This is a genomic window from Paenarthrobacter sp. UW852 (assembly GCF_024608385.1).
Taxonomy (GTDB): Bacteria; Actinomycetota; Actinomycetes; order Actinomycetales; family Micrococcaceae; genus Arthrobacter.
This window is the reverse complement of the sequence record NZ_JAMSGY010000002.1, coordinates 323863-342813: the sequence shown is the minus strand read 5'-3', so window position 1 is coordinate 342813 and position 18951 is coordinate 323863. Positions and strand designations below refer to the sequence as shown.

At 64.9% G+C, this 18951-nt stretch carries 15 protein-coding genes; 7 read left to right on the top strand and 8 right to left on the bottom strand.

All coding sequences use genetic code 11. The annotated features are described in order from the left end of the window. Positions 1–27: 27 nt before the first annotated feature. From NEK97_RS04685 to NEK97_RS04675, 3 genes are all read right to left on the bottom strand, one after another. Positions 28–1380, bottom strand: a complete 1353-nt coding sequence (locus tag NEK97_RS04685; protein ID WP_257368773.1) for an MFS transporter — start codon at positions 1378–1380, stop codon at positions 28–30. A 61-nt stretch (positions 1381–1441) separates the two neighbouring features. Next, positions 1442–2392 carry an N-acetylmuramic acid 6-phosphate etherase gene (gene murQ, locus NEK97_RS04680; protein ID WP_257368772.1) on the bottom strand — a complete coding sequence of 317 codons (951 nt, stop codon included), beginning with the start codon at positions 2390–2392 and terminating at the stop codon, positions 1442–1444. Beyond that, positions 2367–3311: an N-acetylglucosamine kinase gene (locus tag NEK97_RS04675; RefSeq protein ID WP_257368771.1), complete on the bottom strand. Its 945-nt coding sequence runs from the start codon at positions 3309–3311 to the stop codon at positions 2367–2369. Before NEK97_RS04675 ends, murQ begins: the two co-directional genes overlap by 26 nt. A 238-nt stretch (positions 3312–3549) precedes the next feature. Between NEK97_RS04675 and NEK97_RS04670 the strand changes: the two genes are divergently transcribed. Together NEK97_RS04670 and purH are read left to right on the top strand one after the other, a co-directional pair. Next, positions 3550–4479 carry an endonuclease domain-containing protein gene (locus tag NEK97_RS04670; protein WP_257368770.1) on the top strand — a complete coding sequence of 310 codons (930 nt, stop codon included), beginning with the start codon at positions 3550–3552 and terminating at the stop codon, positions 4477–4479. 520 nt (positions 4480–4999) lie between these two features. Beyond that, positions 5000–6670: a bifunctional phosphoribosylaminoimidazolecarboxamide formyltransferase/IMP cyclohydrolase gene (gene purH / locus NEK97_RS04665; RefSeq protein ID WP_257368769.1), complete on the top strand. Its 1671-nt coding sequence runs from the start codon at positions 5000–5002 to the stop codon at positions 6668–6670. A 136-nt stretch (positions 6671–6806) separates the two neighbouring features. Here the strand turns inward: purH and NEK97_RS04660 are convergent, their stop codons facing one another. After that, positions 6807–7910 carry a hypothetical protein gene (locus NEK97_RS04660; RefSeq protein WP_306672847.1) on the bottom strand — a complete coding sequence of 368 codons (1104 nt, stop codon included), beginning with the start codon at positions 7908–7910 and terminating at the stop codon, positions 6807–6809. Positions 7911–8126: 216 nt separating this feature from the next. On the opposite strand from NEK97_RS04660, the gene NEK97_RS04655 reads away from it, so the two are divergent. Continuing rightward, complete coding sequence (locus tag NEK97_RS04655; protein WP_257368767.1) at positions 8127–10346, top strand: NADP-dependent isocitrate dehydrogenase; 2220 nt, start codon at positions 8127–8129, stop codon at positions 10344–10346. A 74-nt stretch (positions 10347–10420) separates the two neighbouring features. On the opposite strand, the gene NEK97_RS04650 is transcribed toward NEK97_RS04655, so the two are convergent. Next, positions 10421–11530, bottom strand: coding sequence for an FAD-dependent oxidoreductase (locus tag NEK97_RS04650; protein ID WP_257368766.1), 1110 nt, complete (start codon positions 11528–11530; stop codon positions 10421–10423). Between the two features lie 170 nt (positions 11531–11700). Between NEK97_RS04650 and NEK97_RS04645 the strand changes: the two genes are divergently transcribed. Continuing rightward, positions 11701–12138 (top strand): DoxX family protein, encoded by a 438-nt coding sequence (locus NEK97_RS04645; protein WP_257368765.1) that lies wholly within the window; start codon positions 11701–11703, stop codon positions 12136–12138. A 120-nt stretch (positions 12139–12258) separates the two neighbouring features. Here the strand turns inward: NEK97_RS04645 and NEK97_RS04640 are convergent, their stop codons facing one another. Next, positions 12259–13329, bottom strand: coding sequence for a Gfo/Idh/MocA family protein (locus tag NEK97_RS04640; protein ID WP_257368764.1), 1071 nt, complete (start codon positions 13327–13329; stop codon positions 12259–12261). Positions 13330–13773: 444 nt separating this feature from the next. On the opposite strand from NEK97_RS04640, the gene NEK97_RS04635 reads away from it, so the two are divergent. The 3 genes from NEK97_RS04635 to NEK97_RS04625 are packed head-to-tail and all read left to right on the top strand — an operon-like array spanning position 13774 to position 16762. After that, positions 13774–14856, top strand: a complete 1083-nt coding sequence (locus NEK97_RS04635; RefSeq protein WP_257368763.1) for an efflux RND transporter periplasmic adaptor subunit — start codon at positions 13774–13776, stop codon at positions 14854–14856. Positions 14857–14861: 5 nt separating this feature from the next. Further along, complete coding sequence (locus NEK97_RS04630) at positions 14862–15584, top strand: ABC transporter ATP-binding protein (protein ID WP_257368762.1); 723 nt, start codon at positions 14862–14864, stop codon at positions 15582–15584. After that, complete coding sequence (locus NEK97_RS04625) at positions 15581–16762, top strand: ABC transporter permease (RefSeq protein WP_257368761.1); 1182 nt, start codon at positions 15581–15583, stop codon at positions 16760–16762. Before NEK97_RS04630 ends, NEK97_RS04625 begins: the two co-directional genes overlap by 4 nt. Here the strand turns inward: NEK97_RS04625 and NEK97_RS04620 are convergent. Together NEK97_RS04620 and NEK97_RS04615 are read right to left on the bottom strand one after the other, a co-directional pair. After that, a complete protein-coding gene (locus NEK97_RS04620) occupies positions 16740–17432 on the bottom strand; it encodes an ABC transporter ATP-binding protein (RefSeq protein WP_257368760.1) in 693 nt (230 codons plus the stop codon). The two genes, NEK97_RS04625 and NEK97_RS04620, sit on opposite strands and share 23 nt — an antisense overlap. A gap of 2 nt (positions 17433–17434) precedes the next feature. After that, positions 17435–18907 (bottom strand): FtsX-like permease family protein, encoded by a 1473-nt coding sequence (locus tag NEK97_RS04615; RefSeq protein WP_257368759.1) that lies wholly within the window; start codon positions 18905–18907, stop codon positions 17435–17437. Between the last annotated feature and the right edge of the window lie 44 nt (positions 18908–18951).

Genomic DNA, 18951 nt, shown 5'->3' with positions numbered 1-18951 from the left:
CCCCCGCCCGGGTCAGGAGAGCTCGCGTCAGGAGAGCTCGCGCTGCTTGGTCTCCGGGGCGAAGAACGCCATCCACAGCACCGACAGGAGCACCAGGCCACCGGCGAGGGCAAAGGACGTCGCCAAACCGAACTCCGGCCAGAAGAATGACGCAAACACCAAGGGCCCAAAGCCCGCGCCGATGCGGGAGAACGTCGAAGCCCACCCGAATCCGGAGCCGCGAAGCTCGGTGGGATACAGCTCGGACACGTAGGCGTACAGCACCGGGATGGCCACCTGGACCACGAACCCGAACACCAGCAGCCAGAACACCGCAGCCGAGGGAACGTCCACCACGAGCGCCACAATCACCAGCGTCACCGCGGACAGGGGACCGGTGATAGCCAAGATCCACTTGCGGCCCACCCGTTCCACCAGGAGCGCAGCAACCACCACGCCCAAAAGCCCGACGGCGGCCATACCCGCCGTCGTTACGAACGCTTTGTACTCCTCGAACCCGGCGCCGATGAGAATGCGCGGCATCCACGTCAGCGACAGGTAGTAGACCAGGAGCACGGAGAAGAACAAGGCCCAGGCCGTGGTGGTGATCTTCCAGTTGAACTGCCAGATCTTCTGAAGCTGCGACCACGCACTGCCGGCGGAGAGCCGGGGTGCGGCCTCCGGCTCGGGCAGGCTGTAGGCGCGGGGTTCAGCCCCTGTGGCGTCGACCAAGCCGTCGATCACAGCCGCAGCTTCAGCGCGACGACCCTTCCGGATCAGGAACAACGGCGATTCGGGGACCGATCGGCGCACCCAGAACACGAGCAACGCGGGCAGCACCATGATCAGCATGGTGAGCTGCCAGTCTCCGAAAGCCGCCACCAGCCAGGCGGACAGGAAACCACACAGTGCTGCCCCCACCGGCCACCAACCATCCATGGCGGTAAGGACTTTGCCTCTTTGCTTGCGGGGCGTGAACTCACCCACCAAGGCGTAGTCCACGGGGATGCAGCCGCCCAAGCCAAAGCCGGCCATGAAACGGAAGATGCAGAACCACACAATGTCCGGCGAAAACGCGCCAAGGACCGTAAAGATGCTGAAGATCAGGAGGGTGGCCGTGAACGCCTTCTTGCGACCGATGGTGTCGGCTATGGTGCCCCATGCGAACGCACCTACAGCCATGCCAATCAGGTTGGCCGTGCCGATCCACGCCGCGTCAGCGGGTTGCAGGGACCAGTGCTTGGACAGCAAGGGGATCAGGATGCCGTTGAGGGTCACGTCCCAGGCGTCGAACATGAATCCAAGGCCGCCGATGACGAAGATCTTGCCTTGAACCTTCCAGCGCCATGGCAGTTCCTGCACCACTTGTTCGCCGCTGGGCACGGTTGTGTACGTATTCATAGGGCCTCCTGCATGCAACTTTAGGCCCTGCCGGGCAACACCTTTGGCCTGGCGGCCGACGTTACTTCTGGTTCTCGATGGCCCTTCGCAGGAAACCGCCCGCTTCCTCAAGCGCGCCCTTCGCTGCGGAGGCTTCGATTCCCGTGAGGAGCACCAGGATTGCCGCCTTAACAGAGCCGCCCACGGAGTCCAACGCCGCTGCCGCTTCCGCCGCGGAAACACCGGTGGCGTGCTGCACGGTCCGCTGTGACCGGGCCAGCAATTTCTCGTTGGTGGCACGCAGGTCAACCATGAGGTTCCCGTAGGTCTTGCCGAGCTTGACCATCACCAACGTGCTGATCATGTTGAGGACAAGTTTCTGGGCGGTGCCCGAGTTCAGCCGGGTTGAGCCGGCGATGAACTCCGGACCCACAACAACCTCGATCGCAGCATCGGCCACATGGCTCACGGCCGATCCCTTATTGCAGGCCAGCGACGCCGTGAACGCACCGCGCTTACGTGCCTCCTCAAGCGCGCCGATCACGTACGGCGTCCTCCCGGAGGCAGTGATACCGACGACGGCGTCCGCTTCCGTCACGTTGATGTCGTGCAGGTCCCGCGCGCCGGCCGTTGCGTTGTCCTCGGCGTACTCCACCGGGTGCTGGATCGCTTTGGTGCCACCGGCGATCAATCCGACGACGAGTCCCGGCGGTGTGCCGAACGTTGGCGGGCACTCGCTCGCATCGAGCACACCCAGCCGCCCGGCGGTCCCGGCGCCCACGTACAAAAGGCGGCCGCCGCGCTGGAGCCGCTCCGCAACGGCGTCGACCGTTTGGATAATCGCGGGACTGGCCGCTGCAACGGCAGCGTGCACGCCTGCCGTGTGGGCCAGCATTGCGGCCACGAGTTCTTCGGTGCCAAGGATGTCCAGGTTCTCCAGGCCCTCCGCGGTGGCTTCGGTCTGCAATCCGGCGAGTTCCGTGCGCAGGCCCGCAAGTTTGTCGGCGTCAGTCGGGCCAGTTTGTTCCGTCACGGTGGATGTACCTTTCCTGGATGAGCCCGCGGCGCGTCGCAGCGAGGGCGGCGCCGTCCAGGCCATCGCCCAGCGGGGCCACCACCTCAATCCCAGCCGAAGCGAGGGACTTCCGCAAGAGCGACGCGAAGAAGTCCGACCCCACCACGCCGCCCAGCAGCGCCACCCGTTGCGAGGTGTCGTCGCCGGAGGCTCTTTGCACCGTAGCCGTCAGGATGCGGCACGCCTCACCAACGATGTTAAGTGCGACGGCGTCACCCGCCTCCGCTGCCTGCAGAACCAGCGGTGCGAAACGGGCCATCGCCCGGTAGGGGTTTTCCTGGTCGGCCAGCCACCCCGGGAGCATCTCCGGCGACTCAACCAAAGCCCCGGCCGCAACGGACAACGAGGTGGCCGGGCCGCCGTCGTGCGCTTCAAGAACTGCCTGCAGACCCTGCTGGCCTATCCAACGGCCGCTGCCGCGATCACCCAGGTAAGGTCCCCAGCCGTCGGCCCGGTGCAGGACACCGAGCTCGTCGAAGCGGAAAGCGACGGCGCCGGTGCCCACGATCAACGTCGTGCCGGGGGCGCCCTGGAGTGCGCCGAGTTGGGCGGCTGTGGCATCGGAGAGGACCGCCGCGGGAACTCCGAAGCGTAGGGACAACATGGTGGCAAGCTCCTGTGACTTCTGCGCCGAAGCCTCGACGCCGGCCACAGCAGCGCCGATACCCGTTACCGTCGTCAAGGGCAGGCCCGGCGGCAGCAGCGCAACGGTCTCAAGCAGGAGGTCGAACGCGAGGGTAGGGCCGTTGTCCACGTGAACTCCCGGGAACCCGTGCTGGTCCGCGGCACCCAGCAACTCCGAACCGCGGCGCAACTCCACGCGGCACCGGCTCTTCCCTACATCGGCAACAAGAACCACATCCTGGGGGTCTTCCATGGCACAACCCTATGTTGCGGGGCCCGCTGTGCGTGTTTGGTTGTGGGTTTGCCCCGCAGAGCGGGCCTCCCCCAGTGCTGCGATCACGCGTTGTGGGGCCTGCTGTGCGTGGCACTTCGGGTGTTTGGGGCGCAGAGTGGGCCTCACAACAGCTGTGGAGGAGTAGACAGAGATGCCTCTGGCAGCGTCTTCTGTGGATAACCGAATGTGAGCCATCGTTTCCGGCAACTATGGACCCATGCGAAATCTCACCCCTTTGCCGCCGGAGGTCGATCCCCGAGGTTTTCTCGTCGCAGACGCATATGCCGTCGGTGTGCCGCGATGGCGGCTCCAGACGAAAGGGCTCCTAACGCCGAGTCGGGGCCTTCGTGTTGCAGAGGCAAACGAACGCGACCTCGAACTGCTCGGACGGCTGCACACCACAGTCACACCCCGCTGCGCAGTGAGCCATGTCACGGCGGCACTCTTGTGGTCTATTCCGCTTCCTATCTACCTCGAGGAAGAGGGGAGGGGCGGGCTGATCCACGTGACGCGTCGGCAAGAAATTGGGAGGGTCAAGCGTCGCGGAGTGATAGGTCATCGGGCACCTCTGCTCGCTCGGGATGTGCGGGTGCTAAACGGAGTTCAACTGACGTCGCCGGAATGGACATGGGTAGATTTGGCCAGGCATATGGGCAGGTCATCTCTGGTGGCGGCAGGGGATTCGCTGCTGGCCAGGAAGAATCCTTTGTCCTCGATCGAAGCGCTCCAAGAAGTTGTTGATCGGCGCCCGAAGGTCAAGGGGATCCGTATGGCGCGGGAAATTTTGCCATTGTTGCGGTCGGGCGTCGACTCGCCGCAGGAGTCAAGGCTGCGCCTGAAGATAGTCGACGCCGGGCTGCCGGAGCCAGCAGTAACCCAACCAATCTTCGATGATCATGGCCGTTATGTCTCAACGCCCGACCTCCAGTACAAGGAGTACAAAATTGCCATGGAGTATGAGGGGGACCATCACCGCTCCGACCCTGTGCAGTGGGGCAGGGACATTGAGCGCGACGATCGGCTTCGGGCCATGGGATGGATTGTTCTGAAATTTTCTGAGGTCCAAATGAAGGCCGGGTGGGCCAACGCAGAACGCAAAGTACGAGACGCGTTGACATCGCGCGGTTGGCGAGGGCCGTCTGCGTAAGTCACGTCTGGGCGCGCACTGGGGCGCGGAGCGGGCCTCGCAACGTGGGGCAACGCGGGGCAACGATTTGTGGGGCCTGGTGTGCGCCTTTCGTGCTCGGGGTGGCACGCAGAGCGGGCCTCGCAACGCGGGGGCGCACTTGTGGGGCCTGGTGTGCGTGTGAGGTCCGGAAGTTGGGGCGCGGAGCGGGCCTCGCAACGCGGGGGCGCACTTGTGGGGCCTGGTGTGCGTGTGAGGTCCGGGAGTTGGGGCGCGGAGCGGGCCTCGCAACGCGGGGGCGTGATTTGTGGGGCCTGGTGTGCGTGTGAGGTCCGGGAGTTGGGGCGCGGAGCGGGCCTCGCAACGCGGGGGCGTGATTTGTGGGGCCTGGTGTGCGCGCTTAGGTGCGCGAGTGGCACGCAGAGCGGGCCTCGCAACGCAAGGGTCCCCAAAGACGCAAAACGAGCCAACCAACGAAACACGATAAACTGCCCGTATCCCACCACCCGCGATATCTACGCGAACTAAGACGGAGACTTTTGTGAGCTTGACGCAGCTTGACCGTGTTCCCATCCGCCGTGCACTGATCTCGGTTTACGACAAGACGGGACTGGAGGAGCTCGCGAAGGGCCTGCACGCAGCAGGCGTCGCAATCGTCTCCACCGGATCCACCGCCAAGAAGATCGCCGCCGCAGGCATCCCGGTCAAGGAAGTCGAAGAAGTCACCGGCTCCCCGGAAATGCTGGACGGCCGCGTCAAGACCCTGCACCCGCGCGTGCACGGCGGCATCCTGGCTGACCGCCGCGTCCCGGCCCACATGGACACCCTGGCCGGCATGGAGATCGAAACCTTCGACCTCGTGGTGGTTAACCTGTACCCGTTCGTCGAGACCGTGAAGTCCGGCGCAGCGCAGGATGACGTTGTTGAGCAGATCGACATCGGAGGCCCCGCCATGGTGCGTTCGGCTGCGAAGAACCACGCCGCCGTCGCCATCGTCACGGACCCGAACTTCTACGGTGCTGTTGTCGACGCCGCAGCCCACGGCGGTTTCGACCTGAACACCCGTCGCCGCCTGGCCGCCAAGGCCTTCGCGCACACGGCAAGCTATGACAACGCTGTTGCTTCCTGGACCGCCAGCCAGTTCCTAGACGAAGACGGCGACGGCATCATCGACTGGCCCGCATACGCCGGCCTGGCACTCGAGCGCTCCGAGGTCCTCCGCTACGGCGAGAACCCGCACCAGCAGGCTGCACTTTACGTAGACAAGGCTGCTCCGGCCGGCATCGCCCAGGCTGACCAGCTGCACGGCAAGGCCATGAGCTACAACAATTTCGTCGACGCCGATGCCGCCCTCCGCGCTGCGTTCGACTTCGCCGAGCCCGCAGTTGCGATCATCAAGCACGCCAACCCGTGTGGTGTTGCTGTTGGTTCTGCAGACTCTGCGGACCCGATCGCCGACGCACACGCCAAGGCCCACGCCTGCGACCCCGTCTCCGCTTTCGGCGGTGTGATCGCGGCGAACCGTACGGTTACTGCTGGCATGGCCCGCACGGTTGCGGACATCTTCACGGAGGTTGTCATCGCCCCGGACTTCGAGCCCGAGGCCGTGGAGATCCTCTCCAAGAAGAAGAACATCCGCCTGCTCGCCCTGCCCGAGGGCTACGGCCGCTACCCGTCCGAGATGCGCCAGGTTTCCGGCGGCGTCCTGGTCCAGATGTCCGACAAGGTGGACGCCGACGGCGACAACCCCGCCAACTGGACGCTCGCTGCCGGAGAAGCTGCTGACGATGCAACCCTCGCTGACCTCGCGTTCGCGTGGACCGCGTGCCGCGCGGCCAAGTCCAACGCCATCCTCCTAGCCAACCACGGTGCTGCTGTGGGCATCGGCATGGGCCAGGTCAACCGCCTCGACTCCTGCCGCCTCGCCGTCGAACGCGCCAACACACTTGGCGTCCAGGTGGAGTCCGACGTCGAAGGTGCTGGCGGCGCGTCCAACGCCAGCGGTGCCGACGCACCCGAGCGCGCACGCGGCGCCGTTGCAGCGTCCGATGCGTTCTTCCCGTTCGCCGATGGACTGGAAATCCTGATCGAGGCAGGTGTCCGCGCAGTGGTCCAGCCCGGCGGTTCCGTCCGTGACGAGGAAGTCATCGCCGCAGCCAACGCCGCGGGCATCACGATGTACTTCACCGGCGCACGCCACTTCTTCCACTAGGAACCCAGGTGCGTTCCACTAGGAACCCAAGCGTGTCGAAACCACGCGCCCTATAAGCACCACAACGCAACGGCGGCCGCCCCCGGTAGGGGACGGCCGCCGTCGTACTTAACAGGGACGTGCTATTGAGGAACCGTTACGAAGCCGCCGCGGTGTTGTAGGTGGACTGGATCACGGTGCCCCAGTAGGGGCCGTACATGGTGGTGGAGTTGCTGCCGTAGCCGTAGCTGTTGATGGAGTTCTGGTAGCCGGTGGAGCTGTTGCCGATGAACCACGGACCGCCTGAGGAGCCACCGGTCATGTTGCAGGGGATGCCCTGGGTGTTGAACTGCGGGTTGTTGGGATCGTTGGTGGCAGTGCCGGAGCAGCTCTTGAGTGATTCGCCGTTGAACGGGGAAGCTGCCGGGTAGCCGAAGGACTTGTAGCTCAGGCCGCGTGCGGCGTTGAACTGGACTCCGGAGGAGCCCACGACGTCTGCGAGCTTCTGGCCGTTGAGGGTGTTCATGACGGCGAAAGCGGTGTCGTACTGCATGTTGCCGTTGGAGGCCCACTGGGTGGGGGAGTACAGCGCCTTTGCCGTCCACTTCCCGTAGGGTGCTGCGCCGTTGAGGTAGGCCGGCACGAAGACGAAGTTGGTGGCGTAGGCGCCGGGTCCTTCGTTGACGCAGTGGCCGGCGGTGGACACCGTGCTCTTATTGGCGGCGGTCACGGAGTTGCCGGAGCAGACGTAGTTGGAGCCACCGAGGGTGAAGAAGATCTTGCCGATGTGCTTGACCGGGGTTTCGCTCTGGTTGACCTTGCGGTCGATCGTGGTGGAGTCGGCGGCTTGCTGCCCGGGAATGCTGCTGACAGCGCCCGGGGCTTCGGTGACCTGGGCTTTGCCGAGGTTGAGGAGCTTGCCGCGTTCCAGTGCCTTGACGCCGAGGATGTCGCCGGACTTGGCGTTCTTCATGCGCTCAGGCGTCCAGTAGTCTGCAGCGCCGGTGTCGGACGCTGCATGGCTGCTGACCGCAGCGCCGCTGGAGTCTGTGGTGTTCACCGGTGCCGCGTTGGCACTGGTGGTTCCAACCAGCGCCAGGATTGCGGCAGCGGACAGACTCAGCAGGCTTGTGGCCAGGGTCTTGGTTTTCGTCACGTTGTTCCTACCTATCGAGGGAGTGAGGCGGCCAGTGATGGCGACCGCCGACTGACGGAATCGAAGGTATCGCGCGTATGACAAGTTTGTAAAGAGATGTTTCAGAGTTTGTGATATTTGGCTGTCACTTCTTGTCGTGCTACTGGAGGGGGCGTACGACGGCGGTGCGCAGCGGCGGCGGGCAGGTCACCGCCCGGCATAAATCGTTTTCCCGGCCGGTAACCAAAGGAGTGATCCCGGACACGAAGAGCCGCCAAAACGGCCTACTCGGGTAAGTTAGGAGATGTTGAAATCTGCAGACTTTCAGGGAGAACCCCGCCAATGGCCAAGATTATCTATACCCACACAGACGAAGCGCCGATGCTGGCAACCTACTCATTCCTGCCGATTGTGGAAGCGTATGCCTCGACCGCAGGTGTAGAGGTGGAGACCCGCGACATTTCGCTGGCCGGCCGCATCATCGCCGTCTTCGGTGATTTCCTGACCGAGGAGCAGCGCACGGGCAACGCCCTGGCTGAACTTGGCGAACTGGCAAAGCAGCCGGAAGCCAACATCATCAAGCTGCCCAACATCAGCGCCTCCGTGCCGCAGCTCAAGGCTGCCATCGCCGAGCTCCAGGCCCAGGGCTACGCCCTCCCGGACTACCCGGACAACCCCTCCTCGGACACCGAGACGGACATCCGCTCGCGCTACGACAAGATCAAGGGCTCCGCCGTGAACCCGGTACTGCGCGAAGGCAACTCCGACCGCCGCGCACCCCTGTCGGTGAAGAACTACGCCCGCCAGAACCCGCACTCCATGGGTGCCTGGAGCGCAGATTCCAAGACCAACGTTGCCACCATGGGCGAGAATGACTTCCGCTCCAACGAGAAGTCCGTTGTCCTGGACAAGGATGACTCCCTCACCATCCAGCTCGTCCGCGAAGACGGCTCCGTCAAGGTCCTGAAGAAGGGTTTCCCGGTCCTGGCTGGCGAAATCGTTGACGGCACAGTCCTCCGCGCAGCAGCCTTGGACGAATTCCTCAAAGCACAGGTTGCCCGCGCCAAGGAAGAGGGCATCCTCTTCTCCGCGCACCTGAAGGCCACCATGATGAAGGTCTCGGACCCCATCATCTTCGGCCACGTGGTCAAGGCCTACTTCTCCGAGCTGTTCGAGACCTACGGCAAGCAGCTCGCCGCAGCTGGCATCAGCCCCAACAACGGCCTGGCCGCTATCCTCAACGGTCTCGAAGACCTTCCGGAAGACGTCCGCGAAGGCGTCAAGGCTGCCATCACCAAGGGCCTCGAAGATGGTCCGGCGCTGGCCATGGTGGATTCCGACAAGGGCATCACGAGCCTCCACGTCCCTTCCGACATCATCGTGGACGCTTCCATGCCCGCCATGATCCGCCAGTCCGGCCACATGTGGGGCCCGGACGGCAAGGAAGCCGACACGCTGGCCGTCCTCCCGGACAGCTCCTACGCCGGTGTCTACCAGGTTGTCCTGGACGACTGCCGCGCCAACGGTGCGTTTGATCCCACCACCATGGGCACCGTTCCCAACGTGGGCCTCATGGCGCAGGCTGCCGAAGAATACGGCAGCCACGACAAGACCTTCGAAATCGAGGTTCCGGGCACGGTCCAGCTGGTCAACGGCGCCGGCAAGGTCCTGATCGAGCACGAAGTTGCCCCGGGCGACATCTGGCGCGCCTGCCAGACCAAGGACATCCCGGTCCGCGACTGGGTCAAGCTGGCCGTCACCCGTGCCCGCGCGTCCCAGACTCCGGCCGTGTTCTGGCTGGACAAGACCCGCGCGCACGACGCCAACCTGATCGCCAAGGTGAACGAGTACCTCAAGGAACACGACACCGAAGGCCTGCAGATCGAGATCCTCTCCCCGGTTGAGGCCACGGCCTTTACCCTGGAGCGCATCCGTAAGGGCGAGGACACCATCTCCGTTACGGGCAACGTCCTCCGCGACTACCTCACGGACCTGTTCCCCATCCTCGAGCTCGGTACCAGCGCCAAGATGCTCTCCATCGTTCCGCTGATCAACGGTGGCGGGCTGTTCGAGACCGGTGCCGGTGGCTCCGCTCCGAAGCACGTCCAGCAGCTGGTCAAGGAAAACCATCTGCGTTGGGACAGCCTGGGTGAGTTCCTTGCCCTGGCAGTGAGCTTCGAGCACCTTGCCACCACCACGGACAACGCCCGCGCACAGGTCCTGGCTGACACGCTGGACCGCGCAACGGGTACGTTCCTGCTGGAAAACAAGTCCCCGCGCCGCAGCGTCGGCGAGCTGGACAACCGCGGCAGCCATTACTACCTGGCCACGTACTGGGCCCAGGAACTGGCCAAGCAGACCGAAGACGCAGAGCTGGCCAAGGACTTCGCAGCAATCGCTGAAGCCCTGACCTCCAACGAGGACACCATCGTTGGCGAGCTCGCCGCAGTGCAGGGTCACGGCGTCGACCTGGGAGGTTACTACCGTCCGGACGCTGCCAAGGCCGCTGAGATCATGCGCCCGTCGGCGACGTTCAACAAGGTTCTCTCGACCTTGGGCTAAGCCAAGCGAAAAGACCCCGCAAGCGTCAAGCTTGCGGGGTCTTTTTTGCGTTCGTGCCCCGGTTGGCGGTCGGCTTAGCGGTCGGCGTGGAACCTGGCGGGTGCGGTGCCGCCGTCGACGATGTCCTTCAGCACCCGGCCAATGGCCGGCGTGAACTTGAAACCGTGACCCGAGAAACCGGCGCCCACCACCAGCGGCCCGAAACTGTCCAGCACGAAGTCTTCGGTGGGGGTGGTGGTGTAGGTGCAGCTGATGGGAACCGCAGTGGAGGGGTCGACGCCGGGAAGCCACTCTTCTGCGTACCGCACCAAGGCTTCGAGCTGCTGGGGGATGGGTTCGAATGTGCGCTCATCGGGGTCCATGACGGGGCCAACGCCATGCCAGCCCGCTTTGACGCCTTCGCCCGGTGTGAGCATGCCGTACACGGGGCTGAACCAGTATTCGTAGAGCTCGTTGTTGGGGTCGGGGTCCGGGCTGTGGTTGAAGCTGGGCCACACCAGGGTGTTGTCCGTAGGGGTGAAATGGGCAGGTTGCTCCTGCGTGACCACCAGGGACGGAAGCTTGGCGAGGCCGTTCAGGACTTTGGGGGTCCACGCCCCGGCAGTGACCACCACCCGTTTGGCTCTGTACTCGGTTTCCTCGGTCACCACGACCACAGATTCCGCGCCGTCCACGCGGATGTCCCGGACCGGCGTCGAATACTTGAAAATGGCTCCCCGGGCCTCGGCACTGTTCCGGAGCGCCACCAGGGCATCTGCTGAGCGGATCCGTCCGGAACCTGGCACGAACAGGACGTCGGTGGCGAAGTTCATGCCCTGCCAGCGATTGGCGGCCTCGTCCGCGGAAATGAAGTAGCTCTCGATGCCGCGTTCCTGGTGGGCTTCGCGGACCTTTTCCAGCTTGGGGATGTTGCCGTGGTTCGCCAGCCCCACCAGGTCCAGCAGGGGTGCGCCGTGCTCTGCGGCGAGTTCGTCCCAGAGGGTCTTGGACTCAGCCAGGAGGTCCAGGTAGTCGGCCTCGGCGTAGGCGGTGTTGAAGTTGCGGGTTGCGCCATGGGATGCGCCGATGTGGTGGCCGGCCTCGAACCGTTCCAGGAGGACCACTGAGCGTCCGGACCGGGAGAGTTGCCACGCGGCAGCCGATCCCATGGCTCCTCCACCAACAACTACAACATCAACTTCCATGCCTGCTCCATCCACCGTGGCCCTCTTGAAACGCGGCCCCGAACAGGGCCACCTCCCATTCTGCCCCCAAGCGCCCGACCAAGTGACGGTTCGCATCGTTCTGCGCGTTGGGAACGCCCTGATGCAGGCCCTGGTTGGCGCCTGACACGCGGACGTGGAAGATTGGGACGGTGAAATTCCTTCACCCCACTCCCCAGTCCTCCTCCCGCGGTGTCGCCATCCTGCGCGTGGTGTTCGGTGCGCTCATGGTGGTCCACGGCCTCCAGAAGCTCATGGCCGGACACGCAGCTTTCGCCGCGTCCGTGGCCGCCATGGGTGTCCAGAAGCCCGAACTCATTGCCTGGTTGGTCATCGCGGGCGAGCTTGGCCTTGGCACGCTGTTGGTCCTGGGTGCGCTGACCCGGGTGGCCGGGTTCCTCGCGGCGATCCTGTTTGCCTCGATCTGGTTCGTGACGGAGGCGGGCAAGCCGCTGCTGACCGACGCGGCCGGGGTTACGGCCGAGCTCCTGATTATCTATTTCGCCATTTCCGTGGCGTTCGTGTTCCTGGGCCCCGGCGCGCTGTCCTTGGACCGCAAACTGGCGCGCCAGCCGGCTCGCGGTCGCTAGCGCACGTGACGTTAGCTCACCTGGGTTAAATCACGCCGGCGGTTCTCGTCGAGGGGCGACGTCCCGGCGCTTGAACCCAATGCCAAAGCCCCGAGAGCTAACCCCTCACGACGGCGGCACTCACCGTGCGTCGTTCGGGTACCGGATACCCAGCTGTGAGCGCACTCCGTCAAACAAGCGCATCACGTTGACCGAGTCCTCCAACGGCATCACGGGACTTTCGGTGAGGCCTTGCTGGACGCATCGCGTCACTTCGCGGAGCTCGTACGTGTAGCCGATGCCCACCACGTCGAAGTGCTCGTGCCGGGGCTCGTCCCAGCCAACCCTGATGAGCAGTTCGCGGGGGTTGTTCACCGACCCGACCGTTTGCAGGAAGCCCAATCCGCCGGCAACTGTGGCAGTCCGTGGCCCGTGCGCCATCAAGGACGACGTCAGCTGGGCCTGCGCGCCGTCGGCGTACCCGAGTGTCAGTGCGTTCTGGGTGTCCACGCCGTCCTCGTTCAACGATCCGATGGCAGTGACAGAATGCGGAAAGCCAAGGGTTCCCAGCGCCCAGAGCAGGGGATAGACGGTGATGTCCAGGAGCGCCCCGCCGCCATCGTTCAAAGCCCAGATCCGGGCGGCGGGATCATAGGGCGCCGGGAAACCCAGATCTGCGCTGACCCACTGGATGCTCCCAAGCTCACCTGAACCGGCGATCTCGAACGCGCGCTGCATGCTGGGCAGGAACCGGCTCCACACGGCCTCCATGAAAAACACCTTGTTTTCCTTAGCCAGCTTCACCAATTCCGACGCTTCGCGGGCGTTGATGGTCAGGGCCTTCTCGCAGAGGACGTGTTTGCCGGACCGCAGTGCGGCGGAGGCGATCTGGAAGTGCTGGGCATGCGGAGTCCCGATGTACACCACGTCCACCGCGGGGTCGGCGAACATCCGCTGGTAGCCGGGAACACCGCCGTCGTCCCCGTAACCCTTGGCGAAGCCGAGTGCACTGGCGAAAGCATCCGCTGCCTCTTGAGTCCGTGAACTTACGGCGTAGAGTTCCGCGTCTTCCAGCATCGCCAGGTCCTGGGACACGCTGTTGGCGATGTTGCCCGTGGACACCACGCCCCACCGCAACGGCTGTCCGGTCGCTGCCCGGGGATCTTGGTTGGTTTGCTCGAACAGCCACGGCCTGGCGATGGGGAGGGTCATGAGTGCCATCCTCTCATTTGGCACAAGTCATTCGGCGCAAGGGTTGGGCGGCCAAGCCGCTGCGGTGCGCACCCTTTCGCGCCGCTCGCTCCCGGAACCTCTGGTGCGCCGGGCGGGAACGGGTGCGGCCGCCGGGAACGTGGGGTGCGCCCGGCGGCAACGGGTGCGCTGTGCACGATGCAGCCAGGGCTCGGCCTGGGAGAGTGTGGGGCTTGGAGTGTGAGGGTCTCGAGCGTGGTTGGTGCCGCACCCTTTTGCCCCGCTCGCACCCGGAACCTCTGGTGCACCGGGCGGGAACGGGTGCGCACGCGCGGAACAAAGGGCCCGACACGGTAAGCCTTCTGTCAAGTCACACGAATGCCCGGAGCCGTGGATTTCCTCGCCTAGGCTTAGGCCATCATCCCTCGCAGAGGTTCTGTGGGGAGTTACCGAAATGGAGCAGGGATGGGTATTTTTCGGCGCGTCATTTTGCCGGTTGCCTGGTTGGCCATATTCGCCGTTATCGCGGTGGCCTTGGTCAAGATCGCTTTTGTCGATGGCATGGAGTCAGCGGCATCGGAGCCGGCACCGCTGGCCCAAGTGGACATTCCGGTGGTCCCGGCCACCCGGGCCACGGTCACCAACACCGTCCAGATCAAGGGCACCGTCCAGAGCGACGCAGCCGCCATCGTCCGCAGCACCTCGGCCGGAAAAGTTATCAAGGTCTTCGTTGATCAGGGTGCCACCGTTGCCAAGGGTGACGCGCTGTTCCAGGTCAAGGCCGAGCGCGCTGTCACCGGCGCACCGTCCAAGGACGGGACCCCGCCGAAGCCTGTCTACGACTACTTCGACATCCTTGCCCCCAGCGCAGGAACCCTGCAGTCACTCTCCACACTCGTTGACCAGCAAGTGACCGTTGGTGAGCCCGTGGGCAAGATCGATCCCGGAACCTACACTGTGGCGGGTTCAGTTACCGCCGCCCAGCAGTACCGGCTGCTCGGCAAGCCCGGTCCGGCAGAAATCGCCCTGGTGGGCGGCCCGGCGCCGTTCCAGTGCACCGAAGTGACGCTCAAGAACAACGCGTCCGACGACGGCGGCAGCGGCTCCGGCGGTTCTGTCGCCAGCGGTGGAGGTGCTGGAATGGGCGTGGGCATGGCTGTTGCCGGCCCGGGGGCGCCGAGCCAACCGGAAGAAGGCGGCAGCCCCACAGGAACGTTGAGCTGCCCCGTCCCGTCGGGCCAGCAGGTCTTCCCTGGTTTGGGAGCCACCATGACGGTCAGTGCGGGCGTCGCACCGGATGTGGTGACCGTTCCGTTGACGTCGGTGAAAGGAAGCGTGAAGGACGGGATCGTCTGGATCGCAGGGCCGGGTGGGGCAGCGGCCGCACCCGAGCAGCGCACGGTCCAATTGGGCCTTAATGATGGCTCCGTGGTGGAAGTGACGTCTGGCCTGGCCGAGGGCGAGCAGGTCCTTGAATTCGTACCCGGCGCGCCGGCTGTCCCAGGGCCCATGGGTCCTGGACAGGTTGCCGTCGCCCCGGCGGGTTAGCGGCAATGGAGCAACCCAAGGAAACACTCGTCAGCCTCCGCTCGGTCACCCGGTCCGTCACCTTGCCGGACGAACAACAACTTCACATCCTCAAAGGCATCGACCTGGAGGTCCACAGCGGAGACCACACTGCGATTGTGGGCCGTTCAGGGTGCGGCAAATCCACCCTGCTCAACCTTTTGGGCCTGTTGGACGTTCCGACGTCGGGGGAGCTGGAGTTTCTGGGCCAGCCCGCTGACAGGCTGGGCAACAACGCCCGCGCCCGCCTCCGCGGATCCACCGTGGGCTTCGTCTTCCAGCAATTCAACCTGTTACCGGGACGCAGCGCGTTGGACAACGTGATCACCCCGCTGTTTTACGCCAAAGGCCGGGAGTTCTGGCGTCGAAGGGAACTGGCCATGGATATGTTGGAGCGGGTGGGCCTCGCGGCGCGGGCCAACACCATGCCCAATATGCTCTCCGGCGGTGAGCAGCAGCGCGTTGCCATCGCGCGGGCCTTGGTCCGCCGGCCCCGGCTCATCCTTGCCGACGAGCCGACAGGCGCCCTGGACGTTGAGACCGGCCAGTCGGTCATGGCGCTGCTGGATACTGTCGCCACGGAAACCGCCGCGGCCCTGGTCACCATTACCCACGACACCAACGTGGCAGCGCTGGCCCGGGCTTGTTTCCGCCTGGATGCCGGGGTCCTCAGCCCGCTCGCGCCCGCCGACACGGGGGTGTCCGCATGACGGGCGTGATCTCCACGTTGGTGGAAGCCTGGCAGGAACTCCGGATCAACAAGGTGAGAATTCTGTTGGCGCTCATGGGCGTTGCCCTGTCCGTGGCTGCCCTGACCTCCGTAGTGGGCGTGGGAAACCTGGCCCGCGAAGGCTACAAAGTGCAGTCGGAGCGCAACGGGGGACGTGTTGCCACGCTGGCCCTCAGCGTCAACGGCCCCACCCCTCCGGACCCGGAGAAGATCGAGAAGGTGTACCAAGGGATCCAGCAGCGCTACGGCATCAGTACCTCCACCCACATGGGCCAGACCCAGGCGGGTTTCCAGTTTCCCCGCGGAGTGACCCCGGTCAGCATGACCATCGTGGACATCGGATACGGCACCATCCACCGCGTACCGCTTCTGCAGGGAAGCTGGTTCGCTGCCGACGACGGCCAAAGGCTGGCCCCCGCCGTCGTGGTTTCCGAAGCGTTCTACAACCAAGCGGGCAGGCCCAACCTGACAACCCACCCCACAGTCACCATTCCAGGTGACCAGCCGGCAACGGCCGTGATCATCGGCGTGGTGCGGGACGTTTTTCCGGACATGCCTCCGGCTGCGTTCATCCTCACCGAGGGTGCGGCCGTGACGGGGATGAAACCGCAAATGTCGGAGTTCAAACTGTGGGTGGGCGAGGAGCAGGCTGATGTCGTCATGGCCGCGATCACCGCAGACCTGCAAGGACAATTCCCCGGCTACTACGCCCAAGCCAATCGTGTCGACTACGCGGCCTGGGGCGACCCGCTTGCTCCCGTGCAGTTGGTGGTGGGCGGAGTTGCCGGGCTGGTGCTGCTCCTCGGGGCGGTCGGCATGCTGAACATCTCCATGGTCACCGTGCGCTACCGGGTGCGGGAAATCGGCATCCGGCGGAGCTTCGGAGCGACATCGGGCCGCATCTTCGTTGGCGTCATGATGGAGTCCGTGGTGGCCACCGCGGTGGCGGGCATCGCCGGAGTGATGCTCGCCGTCGCGGTGGTCAAACACCCCTGGATCGAATCTAAGGTGGCTCCGGGACTCACTGAATATCCGGCCTTTCCCGTCAACGCGGCCCTTCTGGGCTTCGGTGCCGCCGTCCTGGTGGGTGCGCTCGCCGGAGCAATCCCCGCCCTGGTGGCGGTGCGCGTCAAGGTTATCGACGCGATCCGCTTCTGACCTCCTCCGTGAGCCGGCCTTGCTGAAGCCGGAAGCAGCGTTCGGTTTTCTGGGCCAGGCTGCGGTCGTGGGTGACCACCAGGATGGTGGTGTTGTGGTCGCGGCTCAGCGAGCTGAGCAGCTCGATGATGTGCTCACCGGTCTGCTCGTCCAGGTTTCCGGTGGGCTCATCGGCGAGGATCAGCTTGGGTTCGTTGGCCAGCGCACGGGCTATGGCCACCCGCTGCTGTTCGCCGCCCGAGAGCCGGTTGGTCCTGCGCGCGTGCTTTTCCGGATCCAGTTGAACCTGCTCCAAGAGCTCTTTGGCCCGCTGCAAACGGGCCGACTTGCGGACACCGGCGAACTCCATGGGCAGCATCACGTTGTCCACGGCGCTGAGGTTGGGGATCAGGTTGAACTGCTGGAACACGAAGCCGATGTCCCGGCGCCGGTATTCGGTCAGTTTGCCGTCCGGCAGGCCCGCCAGGCTGACGCCATCCACGACGACGTCTCCCGAAGTGGGCTTGTCCAGCGCGCCGAGGAGGGACAACAGCGTGCTTTTGCCGCTGCCGCTCTTGCCGACGATGGATGCGAGCGAACCCTTCCCGAGTTCAAAGCTGACGCCGTTGACCGGCTTGATGGTCCGGTCGCCGGACTTGAACTGACGGACCAAATCCTTGACTACAATCACGGCTATTCTCCTCGGAGTACTTCGATGGGGCGGATACGTGCAGTCAGCAGCGCGGGTACCAGGGCGCCGATGATGGCTACAGCGAACACGGCTGCGATGCCTGCAGCGAGGACGCCGGGGGAGACGCTGGCCGTAACGGACGTCAGCAGTTGGGAAGCGCCGCCGAATGGACCTCCCTGACCACCACCCTGGAAGCCGCCACCACCGGGTAGTGAACCGTTCGGTACGGCCCCGGCCAGGCCGCCACCCCGCTGGGTCCTGGTGGCCGCCGTCGTGGTGGTGTTGGAACTGATCAGCGCCGAAGCGATGCCGCCGCTGGCAAGGGAGGCAATGACGGCACCCACTACGCTGCCGAGGGCCACGAGCACCAGGGACTCCAGCACAAATTGCAGGCCGATGGTGCGGTTCGGGGCGCCGATCGCCTTGAGGACGCCGATCTCGCGGCGGCGTTCGCGGACCAACATCACCATGATGAGCAGGATGATGATGCCAGCTGTGGCCAGTGCGGCGATGAAAGCGATCAGTGAGATGTTCTTCACGCTGTTCAGGGAGCTGACGGCTGTTTCGAGGTTGCGCTGGCCCTGCGTGACGTCTGCTTTGTCCGTACCCAGAGCGTTTTGGACGGCGGTCTTGGTGCTGTCCACGTTCTCCATGCTGTTGACCGTGACGATCATGGTGGAGAGTTCATCCGGGGTTGCGGCAAGGGCCTGGGCTTCGGGCAGTGTCACGTAGACGGCGTTGTTGCCGAACGTGGTTCCTGCGTCGAAGATGCCAGCTACCGTGAACGTTTTGTCCTGGACGGTGAAGGTTGAGCCCACGGTGAGGTTGTTCTTCTCGGCAAGCGAGCTGCCCACCAGGGCTTTGGCTTCGGCCGCGGTGTAGTCGCCCAGGCCGGTACCGCTGGTGATGTTCAGCGCCTTACCCGTGCTGTCCACCTCGGCGCCGGTCCCTGTTGCGGTGATGGGCAAGGTGCGTGTCGGCTGGGTGGTGGAACCGGTGGAGCCTGTTGTTCCGGTGGAGCTGTTGCGGTTGCCAAGAGTTCCGGCGTCGACGGCGGCCGTCAGGTTGGTGCTCACCGTCGCCTGCTGCCCGCCCGGACCAAACCCGCCACCCGGGCCGGCCTGCTCGGTAGTGCCGGTGGTCGCACCGGTGCTTCCCGTCGTCGTGCTCGCGGTTTGGAGCCGCAGCGCCTTGGTTCCCACCACGGACGTGACGTTGGCTACCGAGGCCACGGTCTGGGCTTCCGTCGTCGTGAGCGGTTCGCCGCCGCCTTCAAAGCCCTGGCCGCCTGCAGGGTTGACGGTCAGGGTGGTCCCCACGGAGGCGTTCAGCTCCTGGACCTTGGCACCCACGGCCTGGTTGGCCACGAGCATGGCCAAAGCCAAGCCGATGGCTACGGCCAGGACGGCAACAACCGCCGCCGTTCTGATCTTGTTGCGGAAGGCATTGCCTACGCTTCGGGCAAGGACGCTCACGTTTCTCCTCTGGACCTGCAGATTGTCCGGCCCGCTCAGGCGCG